Consider the following 19528-nt stretch of genomic DNA (forward strand, 5'->3'; position numbering starts at 1 on the left):
GCGCAATGTCCGACACGTGGTGGCGGGGCGCCGCGATCTACCAGGTCTACCTGCGCAGTTTCGCCGACGGGAACGGCGACGGCGTCGGCGACCTGGCCGGGCTGCGGGACCGCCTGCCGTACCTGAAGGACCTGGGGGTGAACGCGGTCTGGCTCAACCCCTGGTACCCGTCGCCCATGGCCGACGGCGGCTACGACGTGGCCGACTACCGCGACATCGAGCCGGTGTTCGGGACGCTGGGAGAGGCGGAGCGGTTCATCAGGGAGGCCCACGACCTGGGCATCAAGGTCATCATCGACGTCGTGCCGAACCACAGCTCCACCGCCAGCGCCTGGTTCCAGGAGGCCCTGCGGGACCGGTCGAAGCGCGACCGCTTCTGGTTCGGCGACGAGCCGAACGACTGGCGGTCGATCTTCGGCGGGCCCGCGTGGACCCAGGTGGAAGACGGCCAGTGGTACCTGCACCTGTTCGACCCCGGGCAGCCCGACTTCAACTGGGACAGCCCCGAGGTGCACCAGGAGTTCCACGACGTGCTGCGCTTCTGGTTCGACAGGGGCGTGGACGGCATCCGCATCGACTCCGCCGCGCTGCTGGTCAAGTCGGCGACCGCCTACGAGGACCTCGATGGCGTCCACGACATCTACCGCGGCTGGCGGCAGGTGGCCGACGAGTACGACGACCGGATCCTCGTCGGCGAGGTGTGGCTGCCCGACCAGGAGCGGTTCGCCCGCTACCTGCGGCCCGACGAGCTGCACACCGCGTTCAACTTCGACTTCCTCTCGTGCCCGTGGGAGCCGGCGGAGCTGCGGGCCAGCATCGCGCTGACGCTGTCGACCCACGCCACCGTGGGCGCGCCGCCGACGTGGGTGCTGTCCAACCACGACGTCGCCCGCGTCGTCACCAGGTACGGCAGGACCGACACCTCGTGGGACCACGCGGCCCGCAGGGACGGCGCCCCCGCGGACCTGGACCTCGGCTACCGCAGGGCCAGGGCGGCCGCGCTGCTGGCGATGGCCCTGCCCGGCGGCGTCTACGTCTACCAGGGCGAGGAACTGGGCCTGCCCGAGGTCGACGACATCCCCGACCAGCTGCGTCAGGACCCCATATGGACCAGATCGGGGCACACCGTTCCAGGGCGGGACGGCTGCCGCGTGCCGCTGCCGTGGTCGGGTGACGCGCCGCCGTTCGGGTTCGGCCCCGGCGCGGGGGAGCCGTGGCTGCCGCAGCCGCCCGAGTGGAAGGAGCTCACGGCCGAGGCCCAGGCGGGCGACCCCGGGTCCATGTTCACCCTCTACCGCACCGCCCTCCACCTGCGCCGCGACCGGCTCGGCGACGGATCGCTGACGTGGCTGGACCTGGGGGACCATGTGCTGGCGTTCGCGCGGGACTCGGGGGTGGTGTGCGTGGTGAACCTGGGCCCCGACCCGGTACGGCTCCCGCCGCACTCGGCGATCCTTCTGGCCAGCGGCCCCACGTGTCACGACGGCCTGCTCCCTCGTGACACGGCGGTCTGGCTGGAGCCCTGACCCGAGGGCCCCACCCGGAGGACCGGCCCCTCCCTCCGGGTGGGGCCGGGGCTCCGGAAAGGCGAGGTCAGCGCACGGCCTTCAGATTGAGGATCCAGAGGTCGCGGCCGTCGGAGTCGCTCCACGCCAGCATCGTCCCCGGGTCGTTCTTGTCACCCAGGCTGACCGCCATCGACGGGTCGGCGGGGTCGAAAGTCGCCAGCGTCCCCGCCCGCAGATCCTTGATCACCTGTAGCCCGGCCCGCAAACGCAGCACCACGAACCGGTTCAGCACCGGCCCGTCCGACGTCGACCCGGGCAGTTCGACCGTCCCCGACCCGTCCGTCCTGCGCGCCAGCGTCATCCGCGAGATCGCGTTCCGTTCCACGCACCAGTCGGGCGAGCACTGCGCCACCCCCTGGCCGCCGGTCACGAACAGCCTCGACCGGCCCGTCTCCAGATCCGTCAGCGTCCCCTTCGCCAGGTCGGCGGCCCACGGCCACTCCAGCAGCCGCAGCCCGTCGCGCACCTTCTCCCTGCCCCCCTTGCCCGACAGCGGCCGCCGATAGATCGCCTTGTCGGTGTTCCAGAGCAGATGCCCGCCGCCCACCTGGAAGTGGATCTCCGGAGGCGCCTGCCTGTCACCCTCCGCGGCGGTCGTCACGAGCCGGGGCTTGCCGCCCCTGACCGGCACCCGCCAGAACTGCGTCTCGACCGTGTCGTCCGCGCGCAGCCCGAGGGCGCTCCACACCACGAACCGCCCGTCGGTGGCGAACCACCGCACCTCGTCCCCCGTCGCCAGCTTGGCGAACCTGCCGATCCTGCCGGTGACGGCGTCGTAGACGTCCAGCCGTACGTCGTCGTAGCCGAGCCGTTCCTGCGCCAGCAGCACCACGCGGTGGTCGTCGATCGCGATCGCGGGCTGGTACACCAGCCCGTCGGCCGAGCGGGCGGGCAGCCGGGAGACGGCGCGCGGCCACACCTCCTGGGCCGCCATGGCGCGCCCGACTCTCGACGGCGCGGGACGGGCGGTGGCCGCGACGTGGTCGGCGGGCGCCGCCACCGTGGGCCTGACCAGCACGACCAGCCCGGTCACCGCGGCCAGCGCGAGGCCCGCGGCCGCCGCCGACCGCAGCCGCTTCGCCGTACGGCGGCGCCGCAGCCGCGACAGCCCCGACAGCAGGTCAGCGGGCTGGGCCGTCGCGGCCGCCGCTTCGAGGGTTCTGACCAGGTCGTCCTGCCTGAAGGCGACGGCCTGGTCGCGCACCCTGGACGACGGCAGGTCGAGGACGTGCGCGATCTCCTCGTTGGACAGCCCGCCATAGGAGCGGAGCACGATCACCGCTCTGGTCAGCGCGGGAAGCTCCGCCAGCTGCCGCCAGATGTCCGGGTCGCCGCCCTGCCTGGCGACGTCGGCCTCGGGGACGCCCTGCCCATGGCGGCGGCGCCGTCCCGTCACGAACAGGCGGGCCATCGTCGTGCCGACATAGGTGTCGGGATTTCCGGTCTTCGCGGCGTTCAGCCCTGCCAGCGCCTCCTGGGCCAGCGAGACGCCTTCGCGCTGATCGCCGGTGAGCACGAGGCCGTAACGCACGAACCCCATGCCCTTGATGAGGACGAAATCGGTGACGTCGCCCGGAGGACCCATCCAGCCACCTCCGTGGCCAGCATCTCAGGCGGATTCGCGGATGACCAGTTCGGTCGGCAGGATGACCGGATCGGCGGGGCCGCCCTCGAACAGCCCGAGCAGCAGCCTCGTCATGGCCGCGGCCTGCTCGAAGATGTGATGGCGGACCGTCGTCAGCGGCGGGTCGGTGTACTTGGCGGCCTCGATGTCGTCGAACCCGACCACGGCCACGTCGTCGGGCACCCTGCGCCCCGCGTGGCGCAGCGCCTGCAACGCGCCCACGGCCATGAGGTCGTTGCCGCAGAAGACGGCGTCGAGGCCGGGGTCGTCCTCCAGCAGCTGCCGCATCGCGATCGCGCCGGACTCGCGGGTGAAGTCGCCGATCGCGACGATCGAGCGCCGGTCGGAGTCGCGCAGCACGTTCCGGTAGCCGGCCAGCCGGTCCAGCCCCGCGATCATGTCCTGCGGGCCCGCGATGGTGGCGATCCTGCGCCTGCCCGAGTCCACCAGATGCCGTACGGCATCGGCCGCCCCGCCCACGTTGTCGTTGTCCACGAACGGGATGTCGATGGGGACGGCGGGCCTGCCGTAGGAGACGACAGGCACCCGCATGCGCGCGATCGCGGCGGGCAGCGGGTCGCCGCCGTGCATCGAGATGAGCATGACGCCGTCGACGTGGCCGCTGGCGATGTACCGCTCGATCCGCGCGTGGCTCTTGGCCGAGCTGGTCAGCATGAGCACGACCTGCTTGTCGGCCGCCTCCAGCTCCACACTGGCCGACCTGATGACGGTGGAGAACATCGGGTCCTCGGAGAACACCCTGGTCGGCGGCTCGGAGAAGACGAGGGCGATCGAGTCGGTCCGCTGCGTGACGAGGCTGCGCGCCGCCGAGTTGGGCACGTATCCGAGCTCGTCGACCGCGCGCAGCACCACGTCGCGGATGTGCGGGGCGACCGTCGCCTGCCCGTTGACCACCCGCGAGACCGTGGCACGCGACACTCCCGCCCTGGCGGCGACCGCCTCCAGCGTGGGGCGCTTCATCAAGACTCCTTGAGTGTGGAGATGCCCGTCTTCAGGCAGGGGAGGAAACGCGGCTGGATGCCGCATGCTGTGTACCGAACACCTGCGCGAGTGCTCACTGATCGTGCACGATGTGAGGCGTGGCGCAGACGGTGAAGCGGGCGTTCAAGTTCCGCTTCTATCCGACCCCCGGGCAGGCCGAGGAGCTTGCCCGGACGTTCGGCTGTGTCCGGCTGGTCTACAACAAGGCGCTGGCAGAGCGGACTCGCGCCTACAGGCAGGAGGGTCGGCGCGTCTCCTACGCGGAGTCCTCGGCCGCGTTGACGGAGTGGAAGCGCTCGGAGGGGCTGACGTTTCTCGCGGAGGTGTCGTGTGTGCCGTTGCAGCAGGCGTTGCGGCATCTGCAGGCGGCGTTCGCGAACTTCCTCGCCAAACGGGCCGGGTATCCGGTGTTCAAGTCGCGTAAGCGGTCGCGGTTGAGCGCTGAGTACACGCGTTCGGCCTTTGCCTGTGGGGCGAGCCAGCGGTCGATGCCGTTGACCGTGCGGGAGTGGGAGTGCGCGTGTGGCGTGATCCATGACCGGGACGTGAACGCGGCAAGAAACATCCTCGCCGCCGGGCTGGCGGAGAGGTGAAACGCCTGTGGAGCTGGTGTAAGACCTCAAAGGGAGCTCTTTCCTGGCGGGGCGGCCGGCGGTGAAGCAGGAACCCTCACGGGTGACCGTGGGAATCGCCCTCGTTGACGAGGGAGAGGATGTCAACCTTTGACGCTTCCGGCCAGGAGCCCGCGGACGAAGTAGCGCTGCATCGACACAAAGACCACGAGAGGAATGATGACAGACACGAACGCCCCGGCGGTGAGGCGCTGCCACTCGTTGCCCTTGGTCCCGGCCATCTGGGCCAGCCGTACGGTCATCGGCGCGCTCTCCGCCGTGCCGCCTCCGAAGATCAGTCCCACGAGCAGGTCGTTCCACACCCACAGGAACTGGAAGATCGCGAAGGTGGCTAGCGCGGGCGCCACCAGCGGCAGCACGATCCTGCGGAAGATCGTGCCGTGGGTGGCGCCGTCGACCCTCGCCGCCTCCATGAGCTCGTGCGGCAGCTCGGACATGAAGTTGTGCAGCAGGAAGATGCCGAGCGGCAGCGCGAAGCAGGTGTGGGCGAACCACACCTGGACGAACCTGCCCGTGCCCTCCAGGTTCCACGCGGGCGTGAGCTGCACGCCGAACACCTCGACGCCCTCGGAGAAGAACGACAGCAGCGGCACCAGCGCCATCTGCAGCGGCACGACCTGGAGGGCGAAGATCCCGATGTAGATCCAGTCGCGGCCTCTGAACGGCAGCCAGGCCAGCGCGTAGGCCGCGAAGGAGGCGAAGGCCAGCGGGAACAGCACGGAGGGCACCGTGATGACGATCGAGTTGAGCAGGAAGCTCGCCAGCTGCCCCGAGGAGGAGGACGTGCCGAACAGCACCTCCTGGTAGTTCTCCAGCGTCAGGGTGGGCGCGGAGAAGAACGTCCACCACCCGGACGTCTTGATCTGGTCCTCGGGCCTGAAGGACGACAGCAGCAGGCCGAAGGTCGGCGTCGTCCAGAGCAGCGCGATCAGCAGCGCGACGAGGGAGGCCGTCCTGCTGGACAGGCCGGCGCGGACCCTGGCGGTCGGGGTCGTCATCGGATGGCCCTCCTGCTGCGGATCTGGTAGACGACGATCGGCGTGACCAGTACGAACAGGAACACCGCTAACGCGGCGCCCTTGCCGGTCTCGCCGTACCTGAAGGCCTGGTTGTACATCTCGTTGGCGATGACGCTGGTGTCGAACTGGCCGCCGGTCATGGTACGCACGATGTCGAACAGCTTCAGCGTGCCTATCGACTGGGTGACCAGGACGACGATCACGGCGGGCCTGATCGACGGCAGCGTCACCCTGAAGAACATCTGCGCCGGGCCCGCGCCGTCGAGCTTGGCCGCCTCCACGATGTCGGAGGGGATGCCCTTGATCGCGGCCGACAGCACGACGGTGGCGAAGCCGGCCTGGATCCAGACCATCACCACGATGAGGAAGAGCGTGTTGAGCGGCGGGTCGAGCAGCCACTGCCTCGGCTCGCCACCGAGCCAGACCACGACCTGGTTGAGCAGGCCGATCTGGTCGACGCCCTCGGGCCGGTAGGCGTAGACGAACTTCCAGATGATGCCCGCGCCGACGAACGAGATGGCCATCGGCAGGAAGACGAGCGACTTGGCCAGCGACTCGAACCTGCTGCGGTCGACGAGCACCGCGTAGACCAGGCCGATCGCGGTCACCAGGAGCGGGACGAGCACCACCCAGATGAGGGTGTTGCGCAGCACCGTCACCGCCTCGGGCTGGGTGAACATCCACGCGTAGTTGTCCAGGCCGACGAAGGCGGTGCCGTCGCCGCTCATGAACGACAGCAGGGTGGTGCGGACGCCGGGGACGACCAGGCCGACGGCCAGCAGGACGAGAGCGGGGGCCAGCAGGATCGCGGCGTGCAGGCGGGCCTTCTGCCGCATCGGCGCCCTGTCGAGCAGGAGCAGGACCAGGCCGACGACCGCCAGGAACGCGACGACGCCGACGACCAGCTGGGTGAGTTTGGGCGACTCGGCAGCCAGATCGAAGTCCAGGTCCAAGGGTCCTCCTGGGGTTCCCCGCGCCGGGTGGGGCGTCGTCGGGGGGCGTGCGGGGCGACTCAGGGAGCGCGGGGCGGCCGTCCTCCCTGGAGGTACGGCGGGCGGCCGCCCGCCGTACCGGGGCAGATCAGGACTTGGGCCAGGAGGCGTCGATGAAGTCGAGCACCGTCTTGGTGTCCTTGCCGTTGATCCAGTCGGTCATGCCCTTCCAGAAGGTGCCCGACCCGACGGCGGCCGGCATGAGGTCCGAGCCGTCGAACCTGAACACGGTCGCCTCGTCACGCAGCATCTCCATCGACAGCTTGTCGATGGGGTTCTGCGCGTTGGCCAGGTCGACGCCCTTGTTCGCCGACACGTAGGTGCCCAGCTTCATCCTGGAGTTGGCGTGGTCGGGCGTGGCCAGGTAGCGCTGGAACGCCTGGACCTCGGGCCGGTCGGCGAAGGCCGCCACGAACTCGCCCGCGCCGAGCACCGGCTTCTTGGCGGGGTCGTTGCCCGGGAGGTAGAAGGCGAAGACGTCGCCGTCCTCCGCCACCTTGGTGCCCTCCGGCCAGAAGTTGGCGTAGAAGGAGGCCTGGCGGTGCATCGCGCACTTGCCCGTCGTGATCGGCACGCCTCCCTCCTGGAAGGCGGTGCTGGCGATCGACTTGACCGGGCCGTAGCCGCCGTTGACGTACTTGTCGTTCTTGAGGATCGCGCCGACCTTGTCGACCGCCGCGACGACCTTGGGATCGTTGAACTTCAGCTCGTGCGCGACCCACCTGTCGTACTCCTCGGGTCCGAGCTCGCGCAGGATGACGTCCTCGATCCAGTCGGTCGCCGGCCAGCCCGTCGCCTCACCCGACTCGATGCCCGCGCACCACGGCTTGACGCCGGTGGCCGCGATGGTGTCGCTGAGCTTCATCAGCTCGTCCCACGTCTTGGGGACCTGCCAGCCCTTCTCCTGGAAGGTCTTGGGGGAGTACCAGACGAACGACTTCACGCTGGCGCCCAGCGGAGCGGCGTAGAAGGTGCCGTCGACGGTGCCGTAGTTGATCCAGTCCTTGGACCAGCCCTGGTCGGCCAGCGTCTTGACCTCGGCGGGAGCGGCCTTCAGCTTGCCCGCCTTCGCGAAGCGCGCCAGCAGGCCTGGTTGGGGGAAGAATGCCAGGTCAGGCGGGTTACCGCCGTCCGAGCGCACTTGGATCTGCGCTTCGAACTCGCCCGTGCCCTCGTAGGTGATCTTCATGCCCGTGCACTTCTCGAACGTCTTCCAGTTCTGCTGGAAGAGGTCGGCCTCGGCGTCTCTGATGGGGGAGTAGACCGTGACCTTCTTGCCGTCGTGCTTGCCGTACTGCTGGTAGGCGGCGCAGTCGGCCGCGGGGGCCGCCTGGCCGGTGGAGGACCCGGACCCGGTGGAGCCGCAGCCGGTGGCGACGAGCGCCAGCGCCGCGGCTCCGACAAGAAGTCGAGGGGCGGTCGTCATGTGCATCCTCCTGTGCCGGTGAGAGCGTTCTCTGAGAATTGATGGCGCACATGACGAGGTCAATATCGGTGGTATTACGGTTTGTTGGGGGACCAGGAAAACCCGTTGTTGCCGATCACGTCCCGGTACCAGAGGGCGCTGTCCTTGGGGGTGCGGACCTGGGTGGTGTAGTCGACGTGGACGACGCCGAACCTGTGGCTGTAGCCCTCGGCCCACTCGAAGTTGTCCAGCAGCGACCACACCAGGTAGCCGCGCAGGTCGGCGCCCGCCGCGATGGCCTCGTGCGCCGCGCGCAGGTGTCCTTCGAGGTAGGCGAGCCTGCCGCCGTCGTGCACCCTGCCGTCCTCGACCACATCGTCGAAGGCCGCGCCGTTCTCGGTGACCATGAGGCCGACCTGCGGGTAGTCCTGCGAGAGCCGTACCAGGAGGCGGGACAGGCCGCTGGGCACGATCGGCCAGCCCATCGCGGTGACGGGGGCGTCGGCCGGGGCGAAGCGCACGCCCTCCGAGCCTGGCCATGCCGGGTCGGCGCCGAGGCCGGGCCCGTCCTCCACCACGCAGGGGTTGTAGTAGTTGATCCCCACCAGGTCGATCGGCGCGTTGATGATCTCAAGGTCGCCGTCGAGGATGTGCGCGGTGCCGCCGTTGCGCCCTGCGGCGGCCAGCACCTCCTCGGGGTAGGAGCCGAACAGGGCCGGGTCCAGGAACTGCCTGGTGAGCAGCGTGTGGATGCGGTGGACGGCCGCCGCGTCGGCCTCCGAAACCGCCGCGTCCGGGTCGTTCACCTGGGCGGGCGTCAGCACGGGTGCCGAGTTGACCACCAGCATGATCTCCTCGGCGCCGGCCGAGCGCAGCGTCCGCGCCGCGAGCCCGTGGCCGAGCAGCAGGTGGTGCGCGGCCTTGAGCGCGTCGTGCGGAGAGGTACGGCCCGGCGCGTGCACGCCGCTGCCGTAGCCGAGGAAGGCCGAGACCCACGGCTCGTTGAGCGTGGTCCAGTGGCTCACCCTGTCACCGAGCCGGCCGTACATGATCGCGGCATACTCGGCGAAGTGGTAGGCCGTCTCGCGGGAGGTCCAGCCGCCGAGGTCCTCGAGCGCCTGCGGCAGATCCCAGTGATAGAGCGTGACGTAGGGCGTGATGCCCGCCTCGAGCAGCGTGTCGACGAGCCTGTCGTAGAAGCCGAGCCCCGCGGGGCTGGCGGGCCCCGTGCCCGTGGCCTGGATCCTGGGCCAGGCGACGGAGAACCGGTAGGCGTTGAGGCTCAGCTCCTTCATCAGGGCCACGTCGTCGCGGTAGCGGTGGTAGTGGTCGCAGGCGACCTCGCCGGTGTCGCCGTCGCGCACCTTCCCCGGCGTGGCGGAGAAGGTGTCCCAGATCGAAGGGCCCCGGCCGTCCTTCTTCGCGGCCCCCTCGATCTGGTAGGACGCGGTCGCCGCGCCCCAGACGAAGTTCTCAGGGAAGACCACGGTCCCCCGCGTCTCCATGGTCGTGATCGTCATCCCTTGACCGCTCCTTGCATGATTCCTCCGATGATCTGTTTGCCGAGCAGGATGAAGACGAGGATCAGCGGCAGGGTTCCCACCGCTGTCCCCGACAGTCCGAGGACGTAGTCGTTGACGTAACCGCTGGCCAGCGTCGAGAGCGCCACCTGCACCGTCGGGTTCTCCGGCGTCAGCACCACCAGCGGCCAGAAGTAGTCGTTCCACGCGGTCATGAACGTCAGCATCCCGAGCACCGCCGCGGCCGGTCGTGCGGCGGGCAGGACGACGTGCCAGAACAGGCCCCACGTGGTGGCGCCGTCGACCCTGCCCGCCTCCAGCAGCTCGGTGGGCAGCGCGCGGGACAGGTACTGCGTCATGAAGAACACCCCGAAGGCGTTCACCAGCGCGGGCACCACCAGCGCGTACATCGAGCCGGTCCACTCGATCTTCACCATGAGCATGTAGAGCGGGATGATGCCGAGCTGGGTGGGGACCATCATGGTCGCCACCGTGATCAGCAGCAGGATGTTCTTGCCCCTGAAGCTCAGCTTGGCGAAGGCGAACCCGGCCAGCGTCGAGAAGAACATCACCGCGACCGCGATCGACCCCGCCACCAGGAAGGAGTTGAGCAGCGCCATGGCGAAGGGCACCGTGTCGAAGACGCGTGCCACGTTGGCGAAGAAATTGCCTCCGGGTACCAGCGGCGGCGGCACCTCGGCCAGCGCCGAGTTGTGCCGCGAGGCCACGACCACGCTGTAGTACAGCGGGAAGACCGAGAAGAACGCCACCGCCAGCAGCGTCAGGTAGGTGAGGCGTCGTCTCACTTGAAAGCCCCTCCGATCCGGCGGGTCAGCAGGTAGTTGACGCCCGCCGCGACCACCACGAACAGGAACATCACCCACGAGGCCGCCGAGGCGTAGCCGAAGTCGAACTTGTTGAAGCCCAGGTCGTAGACGTAGAGCGCGAGCGTCTGGAACTGGTGGTCGGGGCCGCCGCTGGTGATGCCGCCCGCCCCGCTTCCCGCCCCGAACAGCAGGGGCTCGGCGAGGATCTGCATCGCGCCGATCGTCGAGACCGTGACCACGAAGATGATCGTGGGTCTGATCATCGGGATGGTGATCTTCTTGAGCTGGGTCAGGTGCGACGCGCCGTCGATCGTCGCCGCCTCGTACAGCTCCCTGGGCACGGCCTGCATGGCGGCCAGGAAGATCAGCGCGTTGTAGCCCGTCCACCTCCACATGATCATCGCGGAGATGGCCACGTGTGAGGTGGCGGTGCCCTCCGCCCACGCGACGCCGTCGATCCCGAACCACGACAGCATCCAGTTGACCAGCCCGTAGTCGCGCCCGAAGAGCTGGCTGAAGATCACCACGACCGCGACCACGCTCGTCACGTTCGGCACCAGCAGCGTGATGCGGAAGAACGTCTGCGCCCGCAGCGGGCGGTTGAGCAGGTGTGCCAGCCAGATGGCCAGCACGAGCTGCGGCACGGTCGAGACGACCCCGATGGAGAAGGTGTTGAACGTGGCGTTCCAGAAGTAGCCGTCGGCGAGCAGCGTGCCGAAGTTCTCCACGCCGATGAAGGTGTGCACGTCGGAGGTGAGAGTCCACTCGTGCAGGCTCACCCACGCGGTGAAGATCAGCGGGAAGACGCCGAACGCGCAGAACAGCAGGAAGAACGGGGCCACGTAGGCGTAGGGCGAGAGCTTGAGGTCGAGCGTGTGCCTGACGAGACGGCGGTGCCTCCTGGGCGCCGCCGCGGCTGGCAGGGTGGCCATGCGGAAGTCCTCTGGTTCGATGCGGTACGGCGGGGCGCGCGCCGCCCCGCCGTACCGGCTGCTACTTGATCTTCTGGACGTCCGCGACGACCTGCGCCCACGCCTCGTCCGGCGTCTGCTTGCCCTGCTCGACCCTGCCGAGCCCGTCGCCGATGGCTACGCGCACGTCGCCCTCCTTGGGGCCGAGGTGCTGGGGCTTGAGGTTGCGCGCCGCGTCGGAGTAGATCTTGCCGATCGGCGCGTCACCGAAGAACGGCTTGGTGAAGCTCTGGATCGAGGGGTCGTCGTAGAGCGCGGGGATCGAGGGGAAGGTGCCCTCCTCCTTGAACACGCGGGCCTGGTTGTCCTTCGATGTGAGGAAGTCGATCAGCTCGGCCGCCTCCTTGGGGTGCTTGCCCTGCTTGGGGAGCAGCAGGTGGGAGCCGCCGCTGTTGCCCGAGCCGCCGGGAACCTTCGCGATGTCCCACTTGCCCGTCGCGTCCTTGGCCTGCTCCTGGATGTAACCGGTCATCCAGGCGGGGCAGATGATCGTGGCGAACGAGCCCTTGGCGAATCCGGTGTTCCACGGCGGGGAGAAGGCGGCCAGTTTGGCGCTCAGGTCGTTCTGGGTGATCTGGTTGGACAGGTCCCAGGCCTTCTTCACCTCGGGGTTGGACGCGACGACGATCTGGTCCTGCGCGTCGTAGAGGCCGACGGGCGCCTGGTTGACGATCGCGCGGAAGATCTCGCCGGGGGAGTCGACGAACTTGGCGTCCTTGACGCTTCCCGCGAACTTCTTGCCGGTCTCGATGTACTGCTCCCACGTCGGCCAGAGCTCGGCCACCTTCTCCCGGTCGGTCGGCAGCCCCGCCTTCTCGAACAGGTCCTTGCGGTAGCACATGGCCAGGCCGCCGACGTCGGTGCCGAGGCCGAGCAGCTTGGTGCCGTCCTTCGACAGGCCCTGCTGCCACTTCCAGTCCAGGTAGTCGCCCTGCCGCTTGTCCAGGCCGTACTGCTTGAGGTCGTGGAACTTGTCGGGCTGCGAGGTGAAGGAGCTGATGTAGCCCACCTCCACCGCCTCGACGTCGGCCGTGCCCGCGTTCGTGGCCAGCCGCTTGACCAGGTTGTTGTGGTGGTCGTTGAACTGCGTCACCCGCTCGACGATCTCCACGTTGGGATGCGTCTTCTTGAACTCCGCGTACAGCGGCTTGAAGCCGAAGTCGCCGAAGAGGGCGACGCTGAGCGTCACCTTCTCGTCGCCGCCGCCCGTGGCGGCGGGCTGCTGCGAGCCGCCGCCACAGGCGGCGAGAGCGAGGGCGAGCGCGGAAGCGGTGAGCACCGGTACGGCGAGCCGCCCGAAGCGGCGGGCCTGGGAGTACGGCATGGCCATGGAACCCTCCCTGAGGGCGGTGTGGGGTTGAGTCGTTGAGAGAGCGCTCTCTGAGAAGGTTGGGGCCAGGCCGGGACCGTGTCAACGGAGCGTTTCGCCACCCTGCGAGAGAGCGCTCTCTCCAGATTGGAGCTGTTTTCGCAGCTAGCGGGATGGATTCACGCGCAATGGGAGCGCTCCCAAAGTGATGGGCCGTTTCCAGAGTGTTACCTGCGCGGGAGAGCGTTCTCTCAGCCGAGAACGCGGCCGAGCACCTTGGCGTACATCCTGCCGGGACTCGGCGCCGACGGAGGGGTCAGGAACCCCGGCAGCATCGGCAGGTCGACCGCGAACGGCTGCAGCCGTTCGTACAGCAGATTCGCGTCGCCTGGACGCGCCTCCACCGCCTTCTCCAGCAGGTCGGACAGCACCTTCCCGAGCGCGGCGGGCAGCCCAGGGACCGAAGGCGGCCGTTCCTTCACCTGCTTCTCGAACACCACGTACTCGGTCGGCCCCGTGAACAACTGCCGCCCCGTCAGCATCTCGTGCAGCACGCACCCGAGCGAGTAGAGATCGCTGCGCGGCTCGGCGACACCCCGCTGGATCTGCTCCGGTGCCATGTAGGCCGGAGTGCCGAGAATCTGGCCGATCCTCGTGAACTGCGTGCCGTTCGACTCCCGCAACATCGCGAGCCCGAAGTCCAGCACCTTGATGCTGCCGTCAGGGCAGAGCATGAGGTTGGTCGGCTTCAGATCCCGATGGCAGATCTCCAGCGCGTGCGCCGCCGACAACACCGCGCATGCCTGCGCCGTGATCGCCACCGCCCACGGCACCGGCAGCGGGCCGTGCTCGCTCAGCAGGTCGGCGACCGTGACCCCGTCGATGAACTGCATCACCTGGAACAGCCGCTGCTCGTGCGTGCCGAAGTCGTACAGGACCGGAGCGCCGGGATGCTCCAGGCGGGCCAGGATGCGCGCCTCCCTGATGAAACGCCGCTCCAGTTCCTCGTCGGCGTCCTTGCCGGGCAGCGGGTACAGCAGCTTGACGGCCACCCGCCGATCCAGGTGCCGGTCGTGGCCCCGGTAGACGGCACCCATGCCACCCCGGCCCAGGGGCAGGTCGTCGAGCTCATAGCGGTCACCGATGACCATCCGCCCCTCCCTGCTCCCCTCGGGACAAGCCAGCACGAGACCCTCCGGGGAATCTACAGCAACCCGGTGGATCTTGATCGCTTACCGCGAAGGCGCACGCCCCTTTCTGGACGCGCTTCGATGCGAGGCCCGTCCCCCGGGGAGGCCGGAACGCATGGACCTCGGTGACCGGCCGGTCGCCACGGAACGCCGCCATCGCGCTGTGGGCGGCGCTCCACGGGTTCGCGTCACCGCGCGCGAGCGTTCCCGCGTTTCGCTGGCCCGATCGTCGGGAGATGCCCGACACGCTGCTGGACCTCGTCGGCCAGGTTCGACGCCATGCCTGTGCGGGTGTTCACGAGGTCGCGCGAACGGCGGGGAAGCCGTGCGCGCGTGCGGCGAGCACGCCGGCGAGCACCGGGGCCAGGAGCGCGAGCACGCTCCACGGGAAGGAGGCCGAGCCGAGCAGGCCGAGCAGGATCCCGCCGACGACGCCACCGCCGGCCATGGCCACGTTCCACAGCGTGACGAGCATGGCCTGGGCGGCGTCGGCCGACTCGCCGCCCGCGTCGCCCACGGCGGTCTGCAGCAGCGTGGGGACGCCGCCCCACCCGAGGCCCCACAGGGCCGCCGCGCCGTACACCAGGGCGGGGTTGCCGGTGGTCAGCGCCAGGATGGCGGCCGCGGCGGCGACCAGGAGGGTGCCGGCGATGGTGAGGGCGCGCAGCCGGCGGTGGATGTGGGCGCCCACGTACCAGATGCTCACCAGCGAGGCGGCGCCGAACGCCAGCAGCACGAGGTCGGTGGAGTCGCCCATGCCGAGCCGGTCGAGGAAGGGGGCGATGTAGGTGTAGAGGATCGTGTGCGCCAGCACGAAGACCAGGGTGACGAACAGGACCGGTGCCACGCCGGGAACGCGGAGGGCCCGCAGCATCGGTGTCCCGCCCTGCCGCTGCCGGCCGGGGTGGTCCGGGACCGTCGCGACGATCCATGCGATCACCAGGAGAGTGAGCCCGGTCATGATCAGGAACGACACCTGCCAGCCGAGCGCCTTGCCCAGGAAGGTTCCCGCGGGCACCCCCAGCGACAGCGCGATCGGAATGCCGGTCATCACGATCGCGATGGCCTTGCCCTGCAGGTGGACAGGCGCCATACGACGGGCGTACCCGGCCAGCAGCGCCCAGGCCAGGCCCGCGGCCACCCCGGCGACGAACCGGGCCACCATGGTCAGCGGAAAGCTCGCCGAGACCGCCGTGACGGTGTTGGCGACGGCGAAGGCCGCCATCGCCGTCAGCAGCAGCCGCTTGCGCCGCCACCCCGCCGTGGCCGCGGTCAGGGGGAGTGCCGTCAAAGCGGTCCCGATCGCGTAGATCGTGACCGACTGTCCCATCGCGGACTCACCCACGCCGAGGTCGGCGCTCATCGCGGGCAGCACGCCCGCCGGGAGCGTCTCGGTCAGGCTGGTGATGAAGACGGCCGTGGCCAAGGCCAGCAGCGCAGGCAGGGGGAGTCGCTGATCCTCGATCCCGGTGCGGGAATCGGCAGGTGCATCTGTGGTGTCTTTACTCATGCCTCGTATGCTCAAACCATCACATACATGTGAGGGTCAACGTGTCCTGGTGTGAGGTGGAGCACATGCGTATCGGAGAACTGTCGGACCGCACCGGCACGCCGCGCCGTCTGCTGCGCTACTACGAGGAGCAGGGCCTGATCAACCCCAGCCGCTGCCAGAACGGCTATCGCGCCTACGACGAGAGCCTGGTGGACCGGGTCATGCAGATCAGGGGGCTGCTCGACGCGGGATTGCCGACCCGGCTCATCAAGCAGATCCTCCCGTGCCTCGACAAGCCCCGGATCATCCACTTCTCCGACGCGACCCCGGAGATGCTCGCCACGCTCGAACACGAACGCGACCGCATGACCGAGCGGATCAGGTGCCTGACCCGCAACAGGGACGCCATCGCCGAGTATCTGGACGTGGTGCGCGACAACCCCGGCGCCGCCACCCCAGAGGCGGCTCCGGCACCCTGACCCCGCGCGGCCCGGGACACCGGGTAGGCGACGATCGCCCACCCGGCACCAGCCCGGACGTGCTCAGCACCTCGCGCGTGACCGCGCAGGCCTCAAGCTCTCGCCCCGGGGTTCGTGGCGGTGGAGGGCCCGGTCAGACGTTGCGGCGGTACTGGCCGCCCGCCTCGAAGAGCGCTTCGGTGATCTGGCCGAGCGAGCACACGCGGGCCGCGTCCATCAGCACCTCGAACGCGTTCTCCTCCGACATGGCGACCTCCCGCAGCCGCCGCAGCGCCGCCGCCGACTCCGAGCGGTTCCTGGCGTGGAAGCCGTGCAGCCGGTCCAGCTGGGAACGCTTCTCCTCCTCCGTCCCGCGGGCCAGCTCGAGCGGCCCGTGCTCCACCTCGCCGCGCGGGTTGCGGAAGGTGTTCACCCCGATGATCGGCAGCGACCCGTCGTGCTTGCGGGTCTCGTAGAGCATCGACTCGTCCTGGATCTTGCCGCGCTGGTAGCCGGTCTCCATCGCGCCGAGCACGCCGCCCCTGTCCGACAGCCGCTCGAACTCGCTGAGCACCGCCTCCTCGACCAGGTCGGTCAGCTCGTCGATGATGAACGAGCCCTGGAGCGGGTTCTCGTTCCTGGCCAGGCCCCATTCGCGGTTGATGATGAGCTGGATCGCCATGGCCCGCCGTACGGACTCGGCCGAGGGGGTGGTGACGGCCTCGTCGAAGGCGTTGGTGTGCAGGCTGTTGCAGTTGTCGTAGATCGCGATGAGCGCCTGCAGGGTGGTGCGGATGTCGTTGAAGTCCATTTCCTGGGCGTGCAGCGACCGGCCCGAGGTCTGGATGTGGTACTTCAGCTTCTGCGAGCGCTCGGCCGCGCCGTACCGCTCCCTCATGGAGACGGCCCAGATGCGGCGGGCGACGCGGCCCAGCACCGAGTACTCCGGGTCCATGCCGTTGGAGAAGAAGAACGACAGGTTGGGCGCGAAGTCGTCGATGTTCATGCCGCGGGCGAGGTATGCCTCGACGTAGGTGAAGCCGTTGGCGAGGGTAAAGGCGAGCTGGCTGATGGGGTTCGCGCCCGCCTCGGCGATGTGGTAGCCGGAGATGGACACCGAGTAGAAGTTGCGCACCTGGTTGCGGATGAACCATTCCTGGATGTCGGCCATCATCCGCAGGGAGAACTCCGTGGAGAAGATGCAGGTGTTCTGCCCCTGGTCCTCTTTGAGAATGTCGGCCTGTACGGTGCCCCGCACGGTGGCGAGCGTCTTCGCGCGCAGCTGGGCCGCCTCCTGCGCGGACGGCGCGCGGCCCTCGGCCGACTCGAAGCGTTCGATGGCCTGGTCGATGGCGGCGTTGAGGAAGAAGGCCAGGATCGTGGGGGCAGGGCCGTTGATGGTCATGGAGACGGAGGTGTTCGGTGCGGACAGGTCGAAGCCGTCGTAGAGCACCTTCATGTCGTCGAGCGTCGCGATCGACACGCCAGAAGTCCCGACTTTTCCGTAGATGTCGGGCCGTAGGTCGGGGTCGTTGCCGTACAGCGTCACCGAATCGAACGCGGTGGACAGCCGCGTCGCCGGCTGTCCCTCGGACAGCAGCTTGAATCGGCGGTTCGTCCTGAACGGATCGCCTTCGCCGGCGAACATCCTGGTCGGGTCCTCGTCGTCCCGCTTGAAGGGGAACACGCCCGCGGTGAACGGGAAACGGCCGGGGAGGTTCTCCGAGCGCAGGAAACGCAGGAGCTCGCCGTGGTCGTCGTAGCGGGGGAGCGCGACGCGCGGAATCCTGTTGCCGGACAGGGTCTCGCGCCACAGCGGGGTGTGGATCTCCCTGTCGCGGACCCGCACGACGAGCTCGTCGGCGGTGTACTGCTCCTTCAGCGCCGGCCACTCGGCCAGCAGGCTCCTGCTCTCGTCGGACAGCTCGCGCTCGGCCCGCGCCGCCAGCTCCGCCAGCCGCGCGTCCGTCGCAGCGCCCGGCCCGGCGCCGGGTGTGCCGGTCGTGGTCGGCTCGCCGGTCATGGTGGGGGTGCCGGTCGTGGTGGGCTCGCTCGCCGGGCCCGCGGCGGCGGTCTCGTCGAGGAGGGCCCGGACGGCCATCAGCTGCTGGCGGCGCCGTGCCACCGCCACCTGGGTCAGGGTCTCGGCGTGATAGCCACGGACGGTCTCGGCGATCTCAGCGAGATAGCGGACCCTCGCGGGCGGCACGACCGCCGCCGCCGTCTTGGAGGTGCGCCCCTGCACCAGGGGGAGCAGCCCAGGGCCGGATGGCAGGCCGCGCTCGCCGAGCACCTCGCGCAGGTGGTGATACAGCGCCGTCACACCCGCGTCGTTGTAGCGGGCCGCGATCGTCCCGAACACCGGCATGTCGTCGGGCGAAACCCCGAAGGCCGCCCTGTTGCGCACCATCTGCCTGCGCACGTCGCGCAGCGCGTCCTCGGCCCCGCGGCGCTCGTACTTGTTGATCACGACGGCCTCGGCGAAGTCGAGCATGTCGATCTTCTCCAGCTGGGAGGCCGCGCCGAACTCCGGCGTCATCACGTAGATCGGCACGTCCACGTGGGGGACGATCCCCGCGTCGCCCTGCCCGATGCCGGGCGTCTCGACGATGACGAGGTCGTACCCGGCCGCGCGGCAGGTGGCGATCACGTCGTCGAGGCAGGCGGGCACCTCGCTGGAGGCGCCGCGCGTGGCGAGGGAGCGGAAGTAGGTCTGGCCGCCGAGGCTGTTCATCCTGATGCGGTCGCCGAGGAGGGCGCCGCCGCCCCGCCGCCTGGTGGGGTCGATGGCGATGACCGCGATGCGCAGCTTGTCGTCGTTGTCGACCCGGATCCTGCGCAGGAGCTCGTCGGTCAGCGACGACTTGCCCGACCCGCCGGTGCCGGTGATACCAAGGACGGGCGCCCGGCGCACCGCCGTCTCCTCTGGCTCGGCGGTCGCGCCGCCGAGCGCGCGCAGGCCCGCGAGGAGTTCGTCGGGCGCGCGTCCCGACTCGATCAGCGTGATCGCCCTGGCCAGCGCCGCATTGTCGCCCGAGGCGACGGCCTCGACCGACGGCGGGTCACCGAGCTCGACGTCGCATTCCTCGATCAGCTTGTTGATCATCCCGGGCAGGCCGAGCCGCTGCCCGTCCTCGGGGGAGAAGATCCTCGCCACGCCCCTGGAGTGCAGCAGCTCGATCTCCTCGGGGACGATCACGCCGCCGCCTCCGCCGTACACCCTGACGTGCCCGGCGCCCCGCTCGCGCAGCAACTCGACGAGGTAGCTGAAGAACTCGACGTGCCCGCCCTGGTAGGAGCTGATCGCGACGCCCTGGACGTCCTCCTGGATGGCGGCGGTGACGATCTCGTCGACGGATCTGTTGTGCCCGAGATGCACGACCTCGGCCCCTTGGGACTGCAGAATCCGCCGCATGATGTTGATCGCGGCATCGTGGCCGTCGAACAGCGCCGCCGCGGTCACGAATCGGACGGGATGGACCGGTGCGTGCACGCCTGATCACTCCTTTGTGAGGGGCC

15 protein-coding genes are annotated in these 19528 nt (G+C 69.3%); 3 read left to right on the forward strand and 12 right to left on the reverse strand.

Going from position 1 to position 19528, the window contains the following annotated elements; all coding sequences use genetic code 11:
• The first annotated feature begins 5 nt into the window (after nt 1–5).
• Nucleotides 6–1526 carry a glycoside hydrolase family 13 protein gene (locus AC3EO4_RS17125; protein ID WP_431896500.1) on the forward strand — a complete coding sequence of 507 codons (1521 nt, stop codon included), beginning with the start codon at nt 6–8 and terminating at the stop codon, nt 1524–1526.
• 67 nt (nt 1527–1593) lie between these two features.
• On the opposite strand, the gene AC3EO4_RS17130 is transcribed toward AC3EO4_RS17125, so the two are convergent.
• Together AC3EO4_RS17130 and AC3EO4_RS17135 are read right to left on the reverse strand one after the other, a co-directional pair.
• On the reverse strand, nt 1594–3153 hold the full coding sequence (locus tag AC3EO4_RS17130) for a sigma factor-like helix-turn-helix DNA-binding protein (protein WP_431896502.1): 1560 nt from the start codon (nt 3151–3153) through the stop codon (nt 1594–1596).
• A gap of 24 nt (nt 3154–3177) precedes the next feature.
• The gene (locus tag AC3EO4_RS17135; RefSeq protein WP_431896504.1) at nt 3178–4173 is read right to left on the reverse strand and encodes a LacI family DNA-binding transcriptional regulator; all 996 of its coding nucleotides are present in this window, start codon (nt 4171–4173) and stop codon (nt 3178–3180) included.
• Between the two features lie 119 nt (nt 4174–4292).
• Here AC3EO4_RS17135 and AC3EO4_RS17140 point away from each other — a divergent pair, with 119 nt between their 5' ends.
• Nucleotides 4293–4787, forward strand: coding sequence for a helix-turn-helix domain-containing protein (locus AC3EO4_RS17140; protein WP_431896506.1), 495 nt, complete (start codon nt 4293–4295; stop codon nt 4785–4787).
• Nucleotides 4788–4909: 122 nt separating this feature from the next.
• Here AC3EO4_RS17140 and AC3EO4_RS17145 read toward each other — a convergent pair whose 3' ends face one another.
• The 9 genes from AC3EO4_RS17145 to AC3EO4_RS17185 all read right to left on the reverse strand — a co-directional run bounded on the left by AC3EO4_RS17145 (nt 4910) and on the right by AC3EO4_RS17185 (nt 15569).
• Nucleotides 4910–5824, reverse strand: a complete 915-nt coding sequence (locus tag AC3EO4_RS17145; protein ID WP_379576559.1) for a carbohydrate ABC transporter permease — start codon at nt 5822–5824, stop codon at nt 4910–4912.
• Complete coding sequence (locus AC3EO4_RS17150) at nt 5821–6792, reverse strand: carbohydrate ABC transporter permease (RefSeq protein WP_379576911.1); 972 nt, start codon at nt 6790–6792, stop codon at nt 5821–5823. The genes AC3EO4_RS17145 and AC3EO4_RS17150 overlap by 4 nt, the downstream gene beginning before the upstream one ends.
• A 133-nt stretch (nt 6793–6925) precedes the next feature.
• Entirely contained in the window at nt 6926–8263 is a 1338-nt protein-coding gene (locus AC3EO4_RS17155; protein ID WP_379576561.1) for an ABC transporter substrate-binding protein, read from the reverse strand.
• A gap of 74 nt (nt 8264–8337) precedes the next feature.
• On the reverse strand, nt 8338–9762 hold the full coding sequence (locus AC3EO4_RS17160; protein ID WP_431896508.1) for a GH1 family beta-glucosidase: 1425 nt from the start codon (nt 9760–9762) through the stop codon (nt 8338–8340).
• Complete coding sequence (locus AC3EO4_RS17165) at nt 9759–10568, reverse strand: carbohydrate ABC transporter permease (protein WP_431896510.1); 810 nt, start codon at nt 10566–10568, stop codon at nt 9759–9761. Before AC3EO4_RS17165 ends, AC3EO4_RS17160 begins: the two co-directional genes overlap by 4 nt.
• Nucleotides 10565–11521: a carbohydrate ABC transporter permease gene (locus tag AC3EO4_RS17170; protein ID WP_379576567.1), complete on the reverse strand. Its 957-nt coding sequence runs from the start codon at nt 11519–11521 to the stop codon at nt 10565–10567. Before AC3EO4_RS17170 ends, AC3EO4_RS17165 begins: the two co-directional genes overlap by 4 nt.
• A 61-nt stretch (nt 11522–11582) precedes the next feature.
• The gene (locus AC3EO4_RS17175) at nt 11583–12890 is read right to left on the reverse strand and encodes an ABC transporter substrate-binding protein (protein ID WP_431896512.1); all 1308 of its coding nucleotides are present in this window, start codon (nt 12888–12890) and stop codon (nt 11583–11585) included.
• Between the two features lie 230 nt (nt 12891–13120).
• Nucleotides 13121–14020: a serine/threonine-protein kinase gene (locus AC3EO4_RS17180; RefSeq protein ID WP_379576572.1), complete on the reverse strand. Its 900-nt coding sequence runs from the start codon at nt 14018–14020 to the stop codon at nt 13121–13123.
• Between the two features lie 334 nt (nt 14021–14354).
• A complete protein-coding gene (locus AC3EO4_RS17185) occupies nt 14355–15569 on the reverse strand; it encodes an MFS transporter (RefSeq protein ID WP_431896514.1) in 1215 nt (404 codons plus the stop codon).
• A gap of 65 nt (nt 15570–15634) precedes the next feature.
• Here AC3EO4_RS17185 and AC3EO4_RS17190 point away from each other — a divergent pair, with 65 nt between their 5' ends.
• Complete coding sequence (locus AC3EO4_RS17190) at nt 15635–16030, forward strand: MerR family transcriptional regulator (RefSeq protein WP_379576576.1); 396 nt, start codon at nt 15635–15637, stop codon at nt 16028–16030.
• Between the two features lie 133 nt (nt 16031–16163).
• Here the strand turns inward: AC3EO4_RS17190 and AC3EO4_RS17195 are convergent, their stop codons facing one another.
• On the reverse strand, nt 16164–19502 hold the full coding sequence (locus AC3EO4_RS17195; RefSeq protein WP_379576578.1) for a methylmalonyl-CoA mutase family protein: 3339 nt from the start codon (nt 19500–19502) through the stop codon (nt 16164–16166).
• Nucleotides 19503–19528 lie beyond the last annotated feature (26 nt).

It is taken from the genome of Nonomuraea sp. bgisy101, assembly GCF_057708945.1.